Here is a 15,233-nt window from a genome sequence, read left to right as displayed (position 1 = left end):
CCACAAATCATAGCAAAGACTCAAACTACTTTCTTGATAAAAATATGATACAATAAAGGCATGAATACAGTAGATACCATTATTATTGGAGCAGGGCCTGCTGGTATGATGGCCGCAATTTCTTCTAGCTTTTACGGCAAGAAAACCCTGCTCCTCGAAAAAAACAAGCGTTTGGGCAAGAAACTGTCTGGCACAGGCGGCGGACGTTGCAATGTGACCAACAACGGTACCTTGGAAGACCTACTAGCTGGCATTCCTGGCAATGGCCGCTTTCTTTATAGCGTCTTTTCCCAGTTTGACAACCACGACATCATGAATTTCTTTCAGGAAAACGGGGTCAAGCTCAAGGTGGAGGACCACGGCCGTGTCTTTCCGACTACCAATCGCTCCCAGACCATTATCAAGTGCTTGGAGATGAAAATGTTGGAAAACGGCGTGGACATCCGTACAGGGACTGAGGTGGTTTCCGTCCGCAAGATTGACGACCTCTTCCATGTCAAGACCAGCGAGGAGACCTTCACAGCTCCCCAGCTCATTGTCACCACCGGTGGCAAGACCTATCCTTCCACTGGCTCGACTGGCTTTGGTCACGACATTGCCCGTCACTTCAAGCTGGAAGTCACGGAGATTGAGGCCGCTGAAAGCCCTGTCCTGACCGACTTCCCCCACAAGAAGCTCCAAGGCATTTCCCTGGACGACGTCACCCTGACCTACGGCAAGCACGTCATCACACACGACCTGCTCTTTACCCACTTTGGCCTGTCGGGACCCGCTGCTCTTCGCTTGTCCAGTTTTGTCAAAGGCGGCGAAACCGCATTTCTCGATGCTCTGCCGACCCATTCTGACCAAGACTTGTTTGAGCTTTTAGAAAAGAACAGAGAAAAATCCGTCAAGAATGCCCTTTCTGAACTCATGCCAGACCGCCTAGCAGACTTTTTCGCGGAGAACTACGACTGCAAGGTCAAACAAGTTTCCCAAAAAGACCTGACTAAACTGGTCACTCTTCTCAAAGCCCTGCCGATTAAGATTACCGGCAAGATGTCCCTGGCCAAGTCCTTTGTGACCAAGGGAGGCGTTGATCTCAAGGAAATCAACCCCAAAACCTTGGAAAGTAAGAAAATCCCTGGCCTCCACTTTGCCGGTGAAGTCTTGGACATCAACGCCCACACCGGTGGCTTTAACATTACCTACTGTCTGGCAACTGGCTGGGTGGCGGGGAGCTTGCATTATTAAGAAAACTACCTGGACCAAAAAGGTTAACCCAGGTAGTTTCTTTTTATATTTGTTCCGAATGAATATCGTAGTCTGTATCGATGAATCGAATATACAGATTACGGTGTTTGAACTTCCATTCTTCACCCACTTTGATAAGCTCATCATTGTATCGAATCGCGACATTCATGAGTGAATTTTTTCCGTCTACATCGATTTCATGATAGGCTAATGTATATGTTTCCGCAACAGCTGTTTGGCCATCTTCTGCAACTTCAATGATCGATTGACCATTAAAATGGAAGGTCGTCTTATAACGATTCAAGTTTTCAAAAACAGCTAAAAACTCTTCCTGGGTCGTGAATGTTTGAGCAGGACTTTCTTCATTACCTGCTACAAATACATTAAAAATGGCATCTTCACAAAATAAGTTGGCTTGTTGGGTTGCCTGGCGGGTATCCGCAAAATGTGCGTATAAATCAATTGTTCTACGAACGGATTTATCATCAAGATAGTTTGTCATAGTGCCTCCTCATTGCATTCTTTTTTTGACAAAGATTATTTTAGAGAATTTCACAAAGAGATACAAGCACTTATTCCCCAACCTGTCGCATATGCAACCCTTAGCCAAATTGGTTGCACAAATAAGCTGCTTCAGTGTATACTTAGACCATATCATATTAAAAGGTTATGCTGATGAATTACACGAAAACAAGAAATAATAATGTTGATTTGCGGGTTGAAAAAACCCGTAAGCTTATTATTGATACCTATAGACGTTTGTTAGAAATGAAAGATATAGAGGCTATCACAGTTAAGGAATTATCTGAGAAGGCGAGAATTAACAAGTCAACTTTCTATAGACATTTTCAATCCTTAGATTCACTCATCACATTGATTGAGGATGAAATTGCAACCAACTTCATGACATTAATCGCTGACTACAAAATTCCTGAGCAATTGGCTGAAATCAACCGTGCATTTTTCATCTTTTCTGAAACAAACGATACAATTTATGAAAAATTGATTTTTCATAAAAACTATGAGTATATAAAAATTCGCACCATCAACAAAGTAATGGATAGGATTTGGAAAAAAAGCTCATTTTATCTTAATCTCCCTCAACACAAACAGTCAATATTACTTACATTTGTCAAAACAACAGGTGTTGAAATATATAAGCAATGGGTCCAAGACAATAAACGGATACCTTTGGAAGATGTCATATATTTATCGAATCGAATACTTTGTGATGGCATTCAGGTTTTTCTAGAGAATAAAAAATAAACAGCAACACGCATTCCTTACCATCACCTACTGTCTGGCAACTGGCTGGGTGGCTGGGAGTTTGCATTATTAGGAGGAAATCATGCCTATCAATTCATTCGGCCAAGAGATTGGCCTGCCCTTGCCACATTACACCAGTGGCGAGCAACCAAGCCTGGAGACTATACAAGGACAAACAGTTCGCTTAGAAAAACTGAGCCTGTACCATGCAGATGATCTCTATCAGTTTTATGGCCCCAATGCTAAGAAATCCGACTGGACCTATCTACCCATTGAACCCTTTGCAGACCGTGACTCTTTTCAAGCCTATTTCCAAAAGATGATAGCTTCTTTTGACCCTTATTACCTTGCGATAGTTGATAAAACTACCAATCAAGCTATTGGTTCCTTTGCACTTATGCGTATTGACCCAACTAACCGCGTCATTGAAGTGGGATGGGTCCTCTTTTCGCCACAACTGCAACGGACCCGACAGGCGACAGAAGCTCACTATCTTCTCATGAACTATGTGTTTGAAGAACTGGGCTATCGACGTTATGAATGAAAATGCGACTCGCTCAACCAAGCCAGTCAAGCTGCTGCCAAACGCCTGGGATTTACCTACGAAGGCACCTTCCGTCAGGCTCTGGTTTATAAGGGACGTAACCGAGATACCGCCTGGTTTTCTCTATTAGACCACGAATGGCCTGACCGCAAGCTTGCCCTTGAAAACTGGCTAAAGGATAGTAACTTCGATGGCCAGGGGCAGCAAAAACAATCCCTATCCTCTTTCTAAATTCAAGTAAACTAGTTTAATACTAAGACTTTTTTGTGAATTCTATTGTACAAAAATAACCTTGTTCTGCTTAGAACAAGGTTATTTTTCACCTATAGGTGGGCTTAACTATTATTTCCCCGAAAATCTCTTGGAGGCTTCAACTTAGCAAGTATACAGGGTCTGTCTCACTTTTTTCGAGTAATACGTTCAAAATGAATGGCTAGATAGGTCAACTCATCAATGGTAATTGTTTTATGATAGTGCTCCTCAAGGAATGTTTGAACCTTTACAGCCTGTTTCATTCCCTCGGGCATGGTTTGACAGATCTGATCAAATAAAATTTGGTTTCCATCCTGAAGCATCCTATCAGCAAAAAATCGTTCCACAAAGAATCGAATATGAGTTACAAAGCGTTGATAACTCAAGCTATCTGAAACAATTTGTATATTCGAGGAATAGCGTATAAGAGTCTCTAAATCTCCTATCAATTTAGCAATACGACCAGCATCATTTTTATCCGAACCCTGTTGAGCATTTATAAAATGAAATGCAATATTTGCCGCTTCAGCCTCTGGTAAAGATATATGAAGCACTCGGTTTAAGAGTTGAATGGCATAACACCCAATCTGATACTCTTTGTTATAATAAGCCTTTATTTCCCATAAGACCTTATTCTCAAAAACAAGTTCCTTTTCAAATCGTTCCACCGCAAAGTAGATATGATCTGTAAGACCAATCCACAACGACTCTTGTAACGGAACATTTAAAACTTGCTTTGCATACTCAATAATATCTCTGGCTATATCAAAATACGTAGCTGGCACTTCTTCTAGTAACCCTAACAAATGTTGGGACTGTGGAGTATTTACAGATTGAAACAGCTTATCAATATTGGAATTTACAAGTACCTCTCCTTGCTTCTTCCCAAAACCAATCCCTTTTCCTAAGGCTATTTTTTCAACTCCTTCATCATCGACTAAAACGACACTAGAGTTCAATACCTTTTTGATAATCATCTTGTATCTCCACTTTGAATAATTGATTTATACTATAACATATCCTTCTAATCTAAATCAAGTCCATTTGAACGGATAACTTTTTGATACCAGTAAAATGAGTCTTTTTTAAATCGATTATAGGTTCCATTTCCTTCATCATCTGCATCTACATATATAAAACCATACCGTTTAGACATTTGAGATGTACTTGCAGAAACCAGGTCAATGCATCCCCAACTCGTATAACCAACGAGATCTACTCCTTCGTTTACTGCCTCACGCATCTGCTCAAAATGAGCTCGGAAATAGTCAATCCGGTAAGGATCATGAATAGTACCATCTTCTTCAAGGATGTCTCTTGCTCCCATACCGTTTTCTACTATCATGAGCGGCTTGTTATAGCGGTCATATAATTCTAAAAGTGAAATTTTTAATCCTTTGGGATCAATTTGCCAGCCCCAATCTGTTGAAGGAAGATAAGGATTTTTTACCCCAAGCACTGTATTTCCTGGTGTACGTTCAGCATTTGGATCAGCCGACTCTGTCATCGACATATAGTAGGAGAAGGTCACGAAGTCAACAGTATTTTCCTTCATTACCTCTAAATCTCCCGGCTGAATATTTAAGTTTATTCCTTCAAGCTCCATCCGACGAAGAATTAGGCGTGGATACTCCCCAAAAACCTGTACATCTGTATAGAAATGGTTATCCAAGTTCTTTTTAAAAGTTCGTTCAACATCCTCTGGTGCACATGTCCGAGCATATGTTTCTAACTTTGTCAACATACACCCCATCTTAGCTTCTGGAAGCGTCTCATGCAAATCACGTGTTACAATCGCCGAAGCTAACAACTGGTGATGAAGAGCTTGATAAATGATTTCTAATTCTTTTCCTTCTTCGCATTTATCTGGAATAATTCCTGCGGTTGTAAAGGGGTGACGGACAATCGAGTCTACTTCATTGAAGGTTAACCAATATTTCACATTCGGAAAATGGTCATAACAAGCATTGCAGAAACGTACAAAATCATCTACAACTGCCCTATCAGCCCAACCATTATTACTTACAGCAAGGTAAAGGGGCATTTCATAATGAGAAAGAGTGACAATGGGTTCGATATTAACAGACTCTAACTTAGCAAATACTCGTTTATAAAAATCAATTCCTTCCTGATTAGGTACTAATTCTTTTCCAGTTGGGAATAAACGAGTCCATGCAATTGAAAGTCGAAAAGCATTGAAACCCATTTCCGCAAACAGATCAATATCCTCTTCATATCGGTTATAGAAATCAATGCCTCTGCGTTTCGGATAATGAGTAGCTGTCTGATCTTCAATTGCATTCTGAATATCTTGCGAAGTGATTGCAACATGAGCCTTATAATTTTTTACATCCACGTTTGGTTTATAGATAGAAACATCAGCAACTGAGAGGCCCTTTCCACCTACATTCCATGCTCCTTCAACCTGATTAGCTGCTACAGCACCTCCCCACAAGAAGTCTTTAGGAAAAATTGATTCTTGCATTTAATTCACCTCGTCTTTCCTGGATACAAGCATTACTTCCTCATTATGAACAACCTGTCCAGAATTTTTTTGAATAGCTACATCATACTCATTTTGATTGGTCACTAATGCCATCACTGTTGGATCATATCCAGCTTCTTGAATAACCGAAATATCAAACTCTAGCAGAACATCTCCCGGTGCGACAAGTGCACCTGTTTCAATCTTAGGACAAAATCCTCTTCCTCCCAATTGTACGGTATCAATTCCAACATGAAAGAGAATTTCTGCACCATTATCCGCTTTCATCGCAATCGCATGACCTGTTTCATATACAAGGGATACCTCTCCGGCAACAGGTGCATAAACAATACCCTTCGACGGTTTAATCGCAACCCCATCACCAACAAGCTTTGAGGCAAAAACAGAATCATTGACATCCTCCAGAGCTACAAGTTCACCATCTACAGGAGAACCAAATGAAATGGTTGCTATTTTATTTTCTTCCTGAGATCCCTCAAGTTTCTCGTCTTTAAATGTAACATATGTAAAAACAAATGATAGAACAATTGAAATTGCAAAAGCAATCCAAGCATTCATAAAGTTTGAACCACCATTGGGATCAATATACATAGTCATGGTTGCCAATCCTGGTCCGACCAAGGCAAATGCTTTCAAAGCGGTAAGCCCGATCGCAATTCCACCAAAGAATGAACTAGCTACAACACTATAAAGTACTTTACGATTCTGAATAGTCACACCATAAAGAGCCGGTTCTGTAATACCAAATAGGGCAGAAATACCTGCTGAAACGGCGGTAGCACGCATTTTACTATTCTTTGTTTTTAAGGCAACCGCAAAAGTAGCTCCTGATTCTGATATATTGTGAGCAAGTGATGCTGGTAAATACAATGTTTCAAAACCAGCTTTCATTGCTTCAATCGCATAAGGCAACATAGCTTTGTGCATTCCTGTTACTACCATAAACGGAAGGATTGCTGCTAGAATACCAGTAGCCAACCAACCAAGAGTATTATGAAGAGCAACTACCGCTGTTGCTAATAATTGACCTAAGTTAAACCCTAGCGGACCTAATACAAGGAGGGTCACTGGCACTGTGATGGCTAAGGCCACCATCGGTACAAAGAAAATCCGAATTGGTTTTGGAGTATATTTAGTCAAGACTTTTTCCATTGAAGCAAAGAATAAAGTTGACAGAATTGCTGGAAAAACCTGATAAGGATAGGAAATATTCTGAATAGTAACTCCAAATAACTGCGTACCCTCCGCCAACATTGCCGTTACATTTGGCAAAAGTAACGCTCCTACAGCTGCTGCGGCAACTAATTCATTAACACGTAATTTTTTAGCCGTGTTATAAGCCACTAAAATAGGCAAGAAGTAAAGAGGGGCATCTCCAATCTGGTTAAAAATGGTATAGGCAACAGATTCCTTATTCAGCCATCCAATCCAGGCTAATAGCATCAGAACTGATTTTAGAACTCCACCTCCTGCTACCGCGGGTACTACTGGTTGGAATACAGCAACCAGAAAATCTAGAAAAATTGCCCCCCAACTTTGTGCTTGTTTCCTATTTGTCGAGAGATTGTCTGCTAAATCTCCGACTAGCGGTTGAACTTCCGCAAAGACTTCATTTACCTCGTTTCCGATAATGATTTGAGTTTGTGCATTTTGCCGTACTCCCATAACCCCCTCAATTTTCTCCAGTATCTCGATATTTGCTTTTGTATTGTCAATTAATGTAAAACGCAAGCGAGTCGAGCAATGTTCTAGGTGTGCAACATTTTCTTTACCACCAATATTTGCCACAATTTCTTTGGCTGTTTGTTTGTAATCCATAGGACACTCCTTTTGGCATTTAACCAAAAAACAAAGGACCCCTATAGTACGGCACCACAAAAATAAGTGTCGTTCTATAAAGGTCCTGCCTGCTTTACCAGTCACATGCCTAAATTTTATTTTGTAAACTTATTATACACAAGAAAAATGAAAGCGTCAACATTTTTTTGGAATTTTCTTGTTTATTCTAAAAATCATCAGTTTCTTATTATTTTCCATATAGAAACATTTCAAAATAAAAGGTTATAATTATGTCGAGAAAACCATAAACTATACAACTAAAAAAGGCCTACTCGTCTGATAATGTAGTCTATAAATCCATTTTATTTTTCCGAAATCTGCTTGAATTTTTTTGTTTTTTATTGTATGATAAAACCATAACAATATAACAAAAAGGAGATTGGCTATGCAACTGAAATTATCTTCTGTTTCCAAGAAATTCGACCATAAAATCATTTTGGAAGATACTTCCTTTACCTTCGAACAAGGCAAAATTTACGGTTTGCTAGGGCGAAATGGTGCTGGTAAGACGACCTTGTTCAACTGCATTGCCCGCAATCTGACCTTGGATGGTGGCTCGATTCAGTTTGTGAAGGATGAAAATGCCTTTGACTACGACAATACGGACATCGGTTTTACCCAGACCTATCCGCAACTACCTGCCTTTATGACGGCTTACGAGTTTGTCCGTTTCTATATGGATATCCACAAGGATAAACTCAAATCTCCTCGTAGTCCAGAAGAATGGCTAAACTTGGTAGGCATCGGAGAAGAAGACCAGCACCGTCTACTCAAGGACTTTTCCCACGGTATGCAGAACAAGGTCCAGTTGCTCCTGTCTTTGATTGTCCAGCCGCCTGTTCTTCTCTTGGATGAGCCCCTGACTTCCTTTGACCCTGTGGCTGCCCACGAGTTCAAACAGCTGATTCGGGAGGCTAAGAAGGATTCCGTTATTATCTTTTCCACCCATATCTTACAACTGGCTCAGGATCTCTGCGACGAGATTGTGTTGCTGCATCACCAAGAATTACAGGCTGTTCCGAGTGACAAGCTCCACGACCCTGACTTTGAACAGGAAGTGGTTACCCTCTTGACAGCAGACTAGGAGGGGCTTATGAAAACCATTCTACGTTATTTTTGGTATCAGGAAAAGTACAACCTCTATCGGACCGTCAACGGATTTTTCTACTATCTGCGAAAACTGCCGCTTGTGGGCCAGAGCATTCCAGAGAGTATTTTCAAGTCTTATAGCTTTAAGTCTAGTCTCTTTTTGATCCTGCACGTCCTCTCCTTCCCCAGTCGCTTTCTGGTCAAGGGTTTGTGGCTGGCCTTGAATTTCTACTTTGCTTCCTTTTGGATGAATATCTTAGCCAGTGAGGAATTGACTTTTTGGAATATTCTTCCAGGGACCTGGCTTCTAGGCTTTTCTCTATGGCTGGTCTTTGTTGGCTATGCCTATCGGTTTGGCAAGGGATTTGAGCCTTTTATCGCCAAGTCCGAACGGGAATTCATGCAAAATTTTGGACTTTCTCAATCTAGTTTTCTCCAGAGTCAACTCTTTGTAGAACCTATTATCACCAGTCTGTTCTACCTGCCTGCCCTGCTGATTTTTTCTAGCCTATCAGGAAATTGGCTCTATCTGCCTCTAGGATTACTGACCATTCCAACAGGAGTTTTTACTGGACAGGCTCTCAATCGAGCACTATTCAACAGAGGTATTTTGCCACGTCGAAACTCTTGGCAATACTGGGTTATCTTGGCTACTGGTATAGCAGCCATTGCCTGCCTTATCCTTTTCCGCAATCATCTATCACTAATCTTTTTACTGACTGTGCTTGTCTGTCAGGTCTTGCTGATTTGGTTTGGCTATGGTTATTTGAAGCAACAGACCAATCATCTGGACTATCTCTATTATTGCATGGACCAGTCCTTGCAGATGGATAAGAAGATTTTTGAGCTGACCAAAGGGAACGAGTACACCCGACAAGGTTTACAGATGCAGGCGAAACTGAGTATGGAAACAGGAAAGGACCTGACTCATCTGTCAGGCATGACCTACCTAAACGCTCTGCTATTTGACCGCTATCGTTCTGTCCTTACGAAAAAACTGCATTTTCGCTTGGGTTGTCTTTTGGCTATTGTACTTTTTATTGAAGGAATTCGTTGGTTTTCAAAAGAGGACATTCAGATAAGCAATACCAACTACATCGAGGGACTACCTTTTGCGTTCATGGTCATGTATGTGGCCTCCATGGGCAAGGCAGTCGCACAGATGGTCTTTGTTAATTGCGATATTTCCATGCTCCACTATCCATTTTACCGCGAAGCAAAGACCATTATTGCAGGCTTTCATTATCGTTTTCTGCAAACTGTAAAATTAAATGCTGCCTTCTCTGGTTCTCTATTATTGGCCCTCATCATCTTTACCAGAGCGCAACTCCCTATTGAAACCTATCTCCTAACTGCTCTGCTCCTGCTGAGTCTAACAGCCCTATTTTCCTTCCACGATCTCTTTATCTACTATATTCTCCAACCCTTTACCAAGGACATGGAGGTTGTCAACCCAGTCTATAAATTTCTCAGTGGAGCTCTCTACTGGGTAGCCTATCTCAATATCAAGCTGGATTTAGGCAGTCACTTGTACATCCTACTCATTTCCATAGCTATGATTACCTATGTCAGCATCGGCTACTGGATTTTACTGAAAAAAGCTCCGCAGACCTTTAGATTGAAGGGATGAAAAAACAGCCTCTCGCAAGAGAAGGCTGTTTTCTCGTCATTTAGTTTCTCTTTTATTACTTCGACGAATGAGGAAACTTTATTTCCTTATTTCCAACTTCAAACACTCCACTGGAGTGTTTGAACTCGCCTTGCCTGATTGAAACAGTCTGGGGGACTGTTTCAAGTCAATGCCTAGAAACAAGAAAGCATTGAGTTATGTCTGCAGCTTTTGATGTGAACATCGTTCACTTTATCCCCAGTCTCCAACTATCTCCCAGATAGTTGGAGCGAGTACTAAAAGTAAACTAAAAGACTATATTCACCAAATTCCCAAGATTGCCTGCCAAACCAGTGTCAACACTGTCACACCCAGCCAGCAAACTAGTCCGACTAGAAGAGCAGCTCTGCCATTTTTCACTAAAGAAAAGACATCTGTTCGCAAACCAATAGCAGCCATGGCCATGCAAATGAAGAACTTAGATAGGGTTTTGAGTGGGGTAAACAAATCTGCTCCAAATCCAAAGTGACCTGCGATTGTTGTCACCAGACTGGCTAGGATAAAGTACAGAATGAAGGTCGGAAAACCCGCCAAGAGGGACTTCTTGTCTGCCTGAACTCCCTTTCCTCGAGCTTGCCAAATCGCCAAGACCGTTGTAATCGGGATAATAGCCAGAGTTCGCGTCAGCTTGACGGTCACAGCTGTGTCCAAGGTCTGACTGCCCAGGCCGTAAAGGCTGTCCCAAGTAGCTGCTGTCGCGGTTACCGACGAGGTGTCATTGACCGCCGTTCCGGCGAAGATCCCAAAGGCCTGACCCGAATCGGTCGAAAACCCAAGCCAAGTTGCCAAAGTCGGAAAAATCAAGGCCGCCAAGACATTAAAGAGAAAGATGACCGAGATAGCCTGAGCCACATCCTCATCATCTGCCTGGATAACGGGAGCTGTCGCCGCAATGGCAGAGCCACCACAGATAGAGGTCCCTACGCCAATCAAGGTCGCCAGATGAGATGAAATGGGCAAGATTTTCCACATCAGAACTGCCAAAATCAAGGCACAACTGATGGTCGAAAGAATAATTGGAAGAGATTGACGCCCAACTGCAAGAACCGCAGACAGATTCAGACCAAATCCCAAACAAATCACCGCATACTGTAAGACCTTCTTAGAAGTAAAGGTCAAGCCTGATTGAAATGTATTTTTCCTTGAAATGTAAGAATGCAGGCTCATCCCGATTAGAAGGGCAAAAACGGGCCCACCCACTACTGAAAACCAACTCCCTAAGCACCAGCTTATTCCAGCCAAGACTAGACAAAGTACCATACCTCTGGCATTTTCCTTAACCATAAGTCCCTCCTAGAAAAGCAAGCGGAGAGCAGCTGTCGTCAAGACACCAACCACTACTGCGAGGAGGATATTTTTGGTCCTCAGGACCACCAAAAAGGTCGGAATGAGGGCCAGACTTTCGACAGGGAGAAGGCTGGGAAGGGATCCCACCTTTTCGTCCATGATGCTGGAGAGGGTCAGGGCAAAGATAATGGTGATGGGTAGAAAGCTGAGAAATTTCACCAACTTTGGAGGCAGGGATTTGTTCTGCGTCAGGACAAAAGGCAGGACGCGTGGCAGCCAGGTCACTAGGGCTGACGCCAGAATAATCAGTAAAATACTAGTTTTTATCATCAATCATCACCCCCACAAAACAGCCCAAAAGCGTCGCCAGAAGCACCGCAACATAGGACGACACTAGTACAGACAGACCGACATAGGCTAGACCAACCGTCAGCAAAATCAAGCCGATTTTTTTCAAAGGAATGGTCCGAGCCATGGCCTCCAACTGACCTGAGAAAATGCCGACAAACATAGCCACCAAGGCAAAATCCAAGCCAAACTGCTCTGGATTTGGAATCAAACCACCGATAAGATTGCCCAAGGTGGTAAAAATCACCCAAGAAGCGTAGCTCGCAAAGTTGTTGCCGTACATCCAGCTTGGTGCAATCTGCTTGTCTTCAATGTGCTTACGGAGTAGCACCGCATAGGACTCATCCGTCACAAAAGAGCCAATCAGGATATTAGACCCCAGACTGTTGCCCTGAAAAATGGTCGTCGTATGCAGGCACATGAGGAAATTCCGCAGATTGACAAAGAAAACTGTCACTGCAATGGACACCAGAGGAGCCCCTGCCAAAATCATAGCACACATGACAAACTGGGCACTTCCTGCATAGACCAAAAGGCTCATCAGCCCCATTTCCACCGCAGAAATGCCGGAATTAACCGATACGACACCGCAGGCTAGGCCAATACTGGCATAGCCCAGAGCTGTGGGAATAGCATCCCGCAAGCCCTCACGAAAATCCTGTACTTTCATCTTCTCTCCTTTGAAATCAAGTTATATCATTCTAGTATAGGAGACAATCTCTCCCTTGTCAATAACAAATTGGTACATCATTAGAAAAAGCTGGGCATCAAAATCCAGCTGTTTCCTTCTTATAAATTCTCAAAAGCCAGACTAGGCTTGGCATTGAGGTCCCAGCCAGCAAGGTTTTCCTTATTGTACTCACTGACCGCTGCCAAGGCAATCATGCCTGCATTGTCACCGCAGAGGCGAAGCGGGGGAATAATCACCTCCACATCGGTGATTTCAGCCGCCAACCGCTCCCGCAAGCCCTGATTGGCTGCCACACCGCCCGCTACGACCAAGGTCTTGACTGGGTATTGCTCCAAAGCCTTCTTGGTCTTAGCCATGAGTATGTCCATGACACAGGCTTGGAAAGAGGCTGACAGGTCCGCATTGGACAAGGTTTCCCCTTTCTGCTGGGCATTGTGGTAGAGGTTGATAAAGGCAGATTTGAGTCCAGAAAAAGAAAATTCCAGATTGTCTTCTTTTATCATAGCACGAGGGAAGTCATAAATGTCCTGCCCCTCATGTGCCAACTCATCGATGACACGACCAGCTGGATAGGGCAGCCCCATGACCCGTCCTACCTTATCGTAGGCCTCGCCGACCGCATCATCTCGCGTTTCACCGACAATCTTGTAGTCGCCTGCTTCTGACACATAGACCAACTCCGTGTGCCCACCGCTGACCAAAAGAGCCAAAAGCGGAAACTCCAACTCCTTGACCGCACGCGCCGCCATCAAATGCCCTGCCATATGGTTGACAGGAATGAGCGGCAGACCGTTAGCCCAGGCAAAGGCCTTGGCAGCCGAAATTCCGACTAGCAAGGCACCAACTAAGCCAGGCCCATAGGTCACAGCCACAGCCGTCAGGTCCTCTGCCGTCACTTCCGCCTCCAACAAGGCCTCCTCGATACAGGCCGTAATCACTTCCACATGGTGACGGCTGGCCACTTCAGGTACCACCCCGCCAAACCGCTGGTGGCTGGCAATCTGACTGGCAATGACATTGGATAAAAGCTCCGCCTCATTGCGCAAAACAGCCACCGAGGTCTCGTCACAGGAGGTCTCAATCGCCAAAATCAATCTATCTTTCATCACGTTCTCTCTTCATTATCACCGCGTCCTCGACAGGATGGCGGTAGTAGTCTTTTCGTTTTCCTATTTTGGTAAAATGCTGGCGTGTATAGAGGGCCTGAGCTGCACTGTTAGACTCCCTCACTTCGAGGAAGATGTCCCCCTCCCAGTCCATCACAGCAGCCATCAGTTGACTGGCGATTCCCAACCTCTGAAAATCAGCCTTGACAGCAATCTGCAAGATTTCCATCTCATCCAGCACCGTCTGCACAGCCAAAAATCCGACTAATTCCTGACCCTCATAAGCCAGATAGTAGTCCTCATCCTGACTGGCCATACTGGAGGCAATCTGCTCCAGAGTCCATGGAGATTGCTCATAGACCGACTCCATAACTGACAAAACAGCCTCCGCCAGATTTTCCTGGCCGTCGTAGTGTTTAATCTCTATCATACACGCTTGATATAACTCTCTGAGCCAGCTTGGTTGTCCTTGAGCCAGTTTTCTTCTGCCTCTACCCGCTTGAGATAGTTGGGCTCAAAGCTAGTCACATCTACTGCCGGCAAGTCTTGACCGATTACTGCCAATTGATAGGCAGACGGCAGACTGGCTTGATACTGAGCAGTCGGTAGAGCTTGCTCGATTTGCTCCATAAAGTTTTCTACCTCGCCGACAAAGGTGATGTTTTCCTTGCCAGACAGGCTAGAAAGCAAGTCTTCGAAAGACCAGTAGCGGTCTGCCTCGACTGCTCCGCCATTTTCATAAACACCTGCATAGACGCAGTTCCGGCGGGCATCGATGAGGGGGACCACCAAACCCGTCAGGCTAGGCGGAACCAGGGACTGAAGACTGGATAGCCCCACCAAGTCAATCTTGAGGGTGTAGGCCAGGGTCTTGGCAGTCGCCACCGCCACCCGCAGACCCGTGTAGGAGCCAGGTCCCTGAGCGACCACAACCCTATTCAAGTCTTTGGGCGTCCAGCCCACCTGTGCCACCAAAAAATCGACCACAGGCATGAGGCTGATACTATGATTTTTCTTGACGGCCAGCAGGGTTTCCGCCTGCAAACGACCGTCCTCCACCAAGGCAACCGATAGGGCCTGGTTGGAGCTGTCTAAAGCTAGCATTTTCATCTTCTCCTCTTTCCTTATACTCAATGAAAATCAAAATCAGACTAGCTCCAAAGGTTTGGGGAACCTTTGGAGGTTGGAGATAGAGCGAACGTAGTTCGTTTCTACTTAGCAGATAGAACCCTGTTACTATTTTGTTTCAAGGTAACAGGCTGAAAGGCTCCACTGGAGCCTTTCACTCATCAAATCAAGTCAACAACGTCTTATTTTGATTTTCGAAGAGTATTTCAATGCTACTCTCTATTGTAAGCCATCTTGGCCTTTTTTTCAAATAATGAAAAGACTGGGTTGTGATT

14 protein-coding genes and 1 pseudogene are annotated in these 15,233 nt (G+C 43.6%); 5 read left to right on the top strand and 10 right to left on the bottom strand.

The window, feature by feature from the left end; all coding sequences use genetic code 11:
* Positions 1 to 60 precede the first annotated feature (60 nt).
* Entirely contained in the window at positions 61 to 1,233 is a 1,173-nt protein-coding gene (locus tag F9856_RS06770) for an NAD(P)/FAD-dependent oxidoreductase (protein ID WP_202106142.1), read from the top strand.
* A gap of 43 nt (positions 1,234 to 1,276) precedes the next feature.
* Here the strand turns inward: F9856_RS06770 and F9856_RS06765 are convergent, their stop codons facing one another.
* On the bottom strand, positions 1,277 to 1,735 hold the full coding sequence (locus F9856_RS06765; protein ID WP_105120246.1) for a nuclear transport factor 2 family protein: 459 nt from the start codon (positions 1,733 to 1,735) through the stop codon (positions 1,277 to 1,279).
* A gap of 173 nt (positions 1,736 to 1,908) precedes the next feature.
* Here F9856_RS06765 and F9856_RS06760 point away from each other — a divergent pair, with 173 nt between their 5' ends.
* Both F9856_RS06760 and F9856_RS06755 read left to right on the top strand, forming a co-directional pair.
* Positions 1,909 to 2,499, top strand: coding sequence for a TetR/AcrR family transcriptional regulator (locus tag F9856_RS06760; RefSeq protein ID WP_202106141.1), 591 nt, complete (start codon positions 1,909 to 1,911; stop codon positions 2,497 to 2,499).
* An 82-nt stretch (positions 2,500 to 2,581) separates the two neighbouring features.
* A pseudogene (locus F9856_RS06755) lies at positions 2,582 to 3,274 on the top strand (GNAT family N-acetyltransferase).
* A gap of 167 nt (positions 3,275 to 3,441) precedes the next feature.
* Here the strand turns inward: F9856_RS06755 and F9856_RS06750 are convergent.
* Genes F9856_RS06750 through F9856_RS06740 form a run of 3 tightly spaced genes read right to left on the bottom strand, consistent with a single transcriptional unit; the run spans position 3,442 to position 7,619 of the window.
* Positions 3,442 to 4,272 carry a PRD domain-containing protein gene (locus F9856_RS06750; RefSeq protein ID WP_105128355.1) on the bottom strand — a complete coding sequence of 277 codons (831 nt, stop codon included), beginning with the start codon at positions 4,270 to 4,272 and terminating at the stop codon, positions 3,442 to 3,444.
* 47 nt (positions 4,273 to 4,319) lie between these two features.
* On the bottom strand, positions 4,320 to 5,780 hold the full coding sequence (locus tag F9856_RS06745) for a glycoside hydrolase family 1 protein (protein ID WP_202106140.1): 1,461 nt from the start codon (positions 5,778 to 5,780) through the stop codon (positions 4,320 to 4,322).
* Positions 5,781 to 7,619 carry a beta-glucoside-specific PTS transporter subunit IIABC gene (locus tag F9856_RS06740; RefSeq protein WP_202106139.1) on the bottom strand — a complete coding sequence of 613 codons (1,839 nt, stop codon included), beginning with the start codon at positions 7,617 to 7,619 and terminating at the stop codon, positions 5,781 to 5,783.
* Positions 7,620 to 8,025: 406 nt separating this feature from the next.
* On the opposite strand from F9856_RS06740, the gene F9856_RS06735 reads away from it, so the two are divergent.
* Complete coding sequence (locus F9856_RS06735) at positions 8,026 to 8,724, top strand: ATP-binding cassette domain-containing protein (RefSeq protein WP_024399498.1); 699 nt, start codon at positions 8,026 to 8,028, stop codon at positions 8,722 to 8,724.
* A gap of 9 nt (positions 8,725 to 8,733) precedes the next feature.
* On the top strand, positions 8,734 to 10,359 hold the full coding sequence (locus F9856_RS06730; RefSeq protein WP_202106138.1) for a hypothetical protein: 1,626 nt from the start codon (positions 8,734 to 8,736) through the stop codon (positions 10,357 to 10,359).
* A gap of 300 nt (positions 10,360 to 10,659) precedes the next feature.
* On the opposite strand, the gene F9856_RS06725 is transcribed toward F9856_RS06730, so the two are convergent.
* The 6 genes from F9856_RS06725 to tsaB form a co-directional block, all read right to left on the bottom strand.
* Positions 10,660 to 11,682 (bottom strand): YeiH family protein, encoded by a 1,023-nt coding sequence (locus F9856_RS06725; RefSeq protein WP_202106137.1) that lies wholly within the window; start codon positions 11,680 to 11,682, stop codon positions 10,660 to 10,662.
* A gap of 9 nt (positions 11,683 to 11,691) precedes the next feature.
* The gene (locus tag F9856_RS06720) at positions 11,692 to 12,015 is read right to left on the bottom strand and encodes an AzlD domain-containing protein (protein WP_202106136.1); all 324 of its coding nucleotides are present in this window, start codon (positions 12,013 to 12,015) and stop codon (positions 11,692 to 11,694) included.
* Positions 12,002 to 12,703 carry an AzlC family ABC transporter permease gene (locus F9856_RS06715; protein WP_202106135.1) on the bottom strand — a complete coding sequence of 234 codons (702 nt, stop codon included), beginning with the start codon at positions 12,701 to 12,703 and terminating at the stop codon, positions 12,002 to 12,004. The genes F9856_RS06720 and F9856_RS06715 overlap by 14 nt, the downstream gene beginning before the upstream one ends.
* A gap of 119 nt (positions 12,704 to 12,822) precedes the next feature.
* Positions 12,823 to 13,830, bottom strand: coding sequence for a tRNA (adenosine(37)-N6)-threonylcarbamoyltransferase complex transferase subunit TsaD (gene tsaD / locus F9856_RS06710; RefSeq protein ID WP_024418191.1), 1,008 nt, complete (start codon positions 13,828 to 13,830; stop codon positions 12,823 to 12,825).
* Positions 13,820 to 14,260 (bottom strand): ribosomal protein S18-alanine N-acetyltransferase, encoded by a 441-nt coding sequence (rimI, locus tag F9856_RS06705; RefSeq protein ID WP_202106134.1) that lies wholly within the window; start codon positions 14,258 to 14,260, stop codon positions 13,820 to 13,822. Before rimI ends, tsaD begins: the two co-directional genes overlap by 11 nt.
* Positions 14,257 to 14,940, bottom strand: coding sequence for a tRNA (adenosine(37)-N6)-threonylcarbamoyltransferase complex dimerization subunit type 1 TsaB (tsaB, locus tag F9856_RS06700; RefSeq protein WP_202106133.1), 684 nt, complete (start codon positions 14,938 to 14,940; stop codon positions 14,257 to 14,259). Before tsaB ends, rimI begins: the two co-directional genes overlap by 4 nt.
* Positions 14,941 to 15,233 lie beyond the last annotated feature (293 nt).

Origin of the sequence: Streptococcus suis (assembly GCF_016743335.1) — a bacterium.
Lineage (GTDB): Bacteria > Bacillota > Bacilli > Lactobacillales > Streptococcaceae > Streptococcus > Streptococcus suis_Y.
The sequence above is the reverse complement of the archived record's forward strand: the minus strand, read 5'-3'. Positions and strand labels throughout refer to the sequence as shown.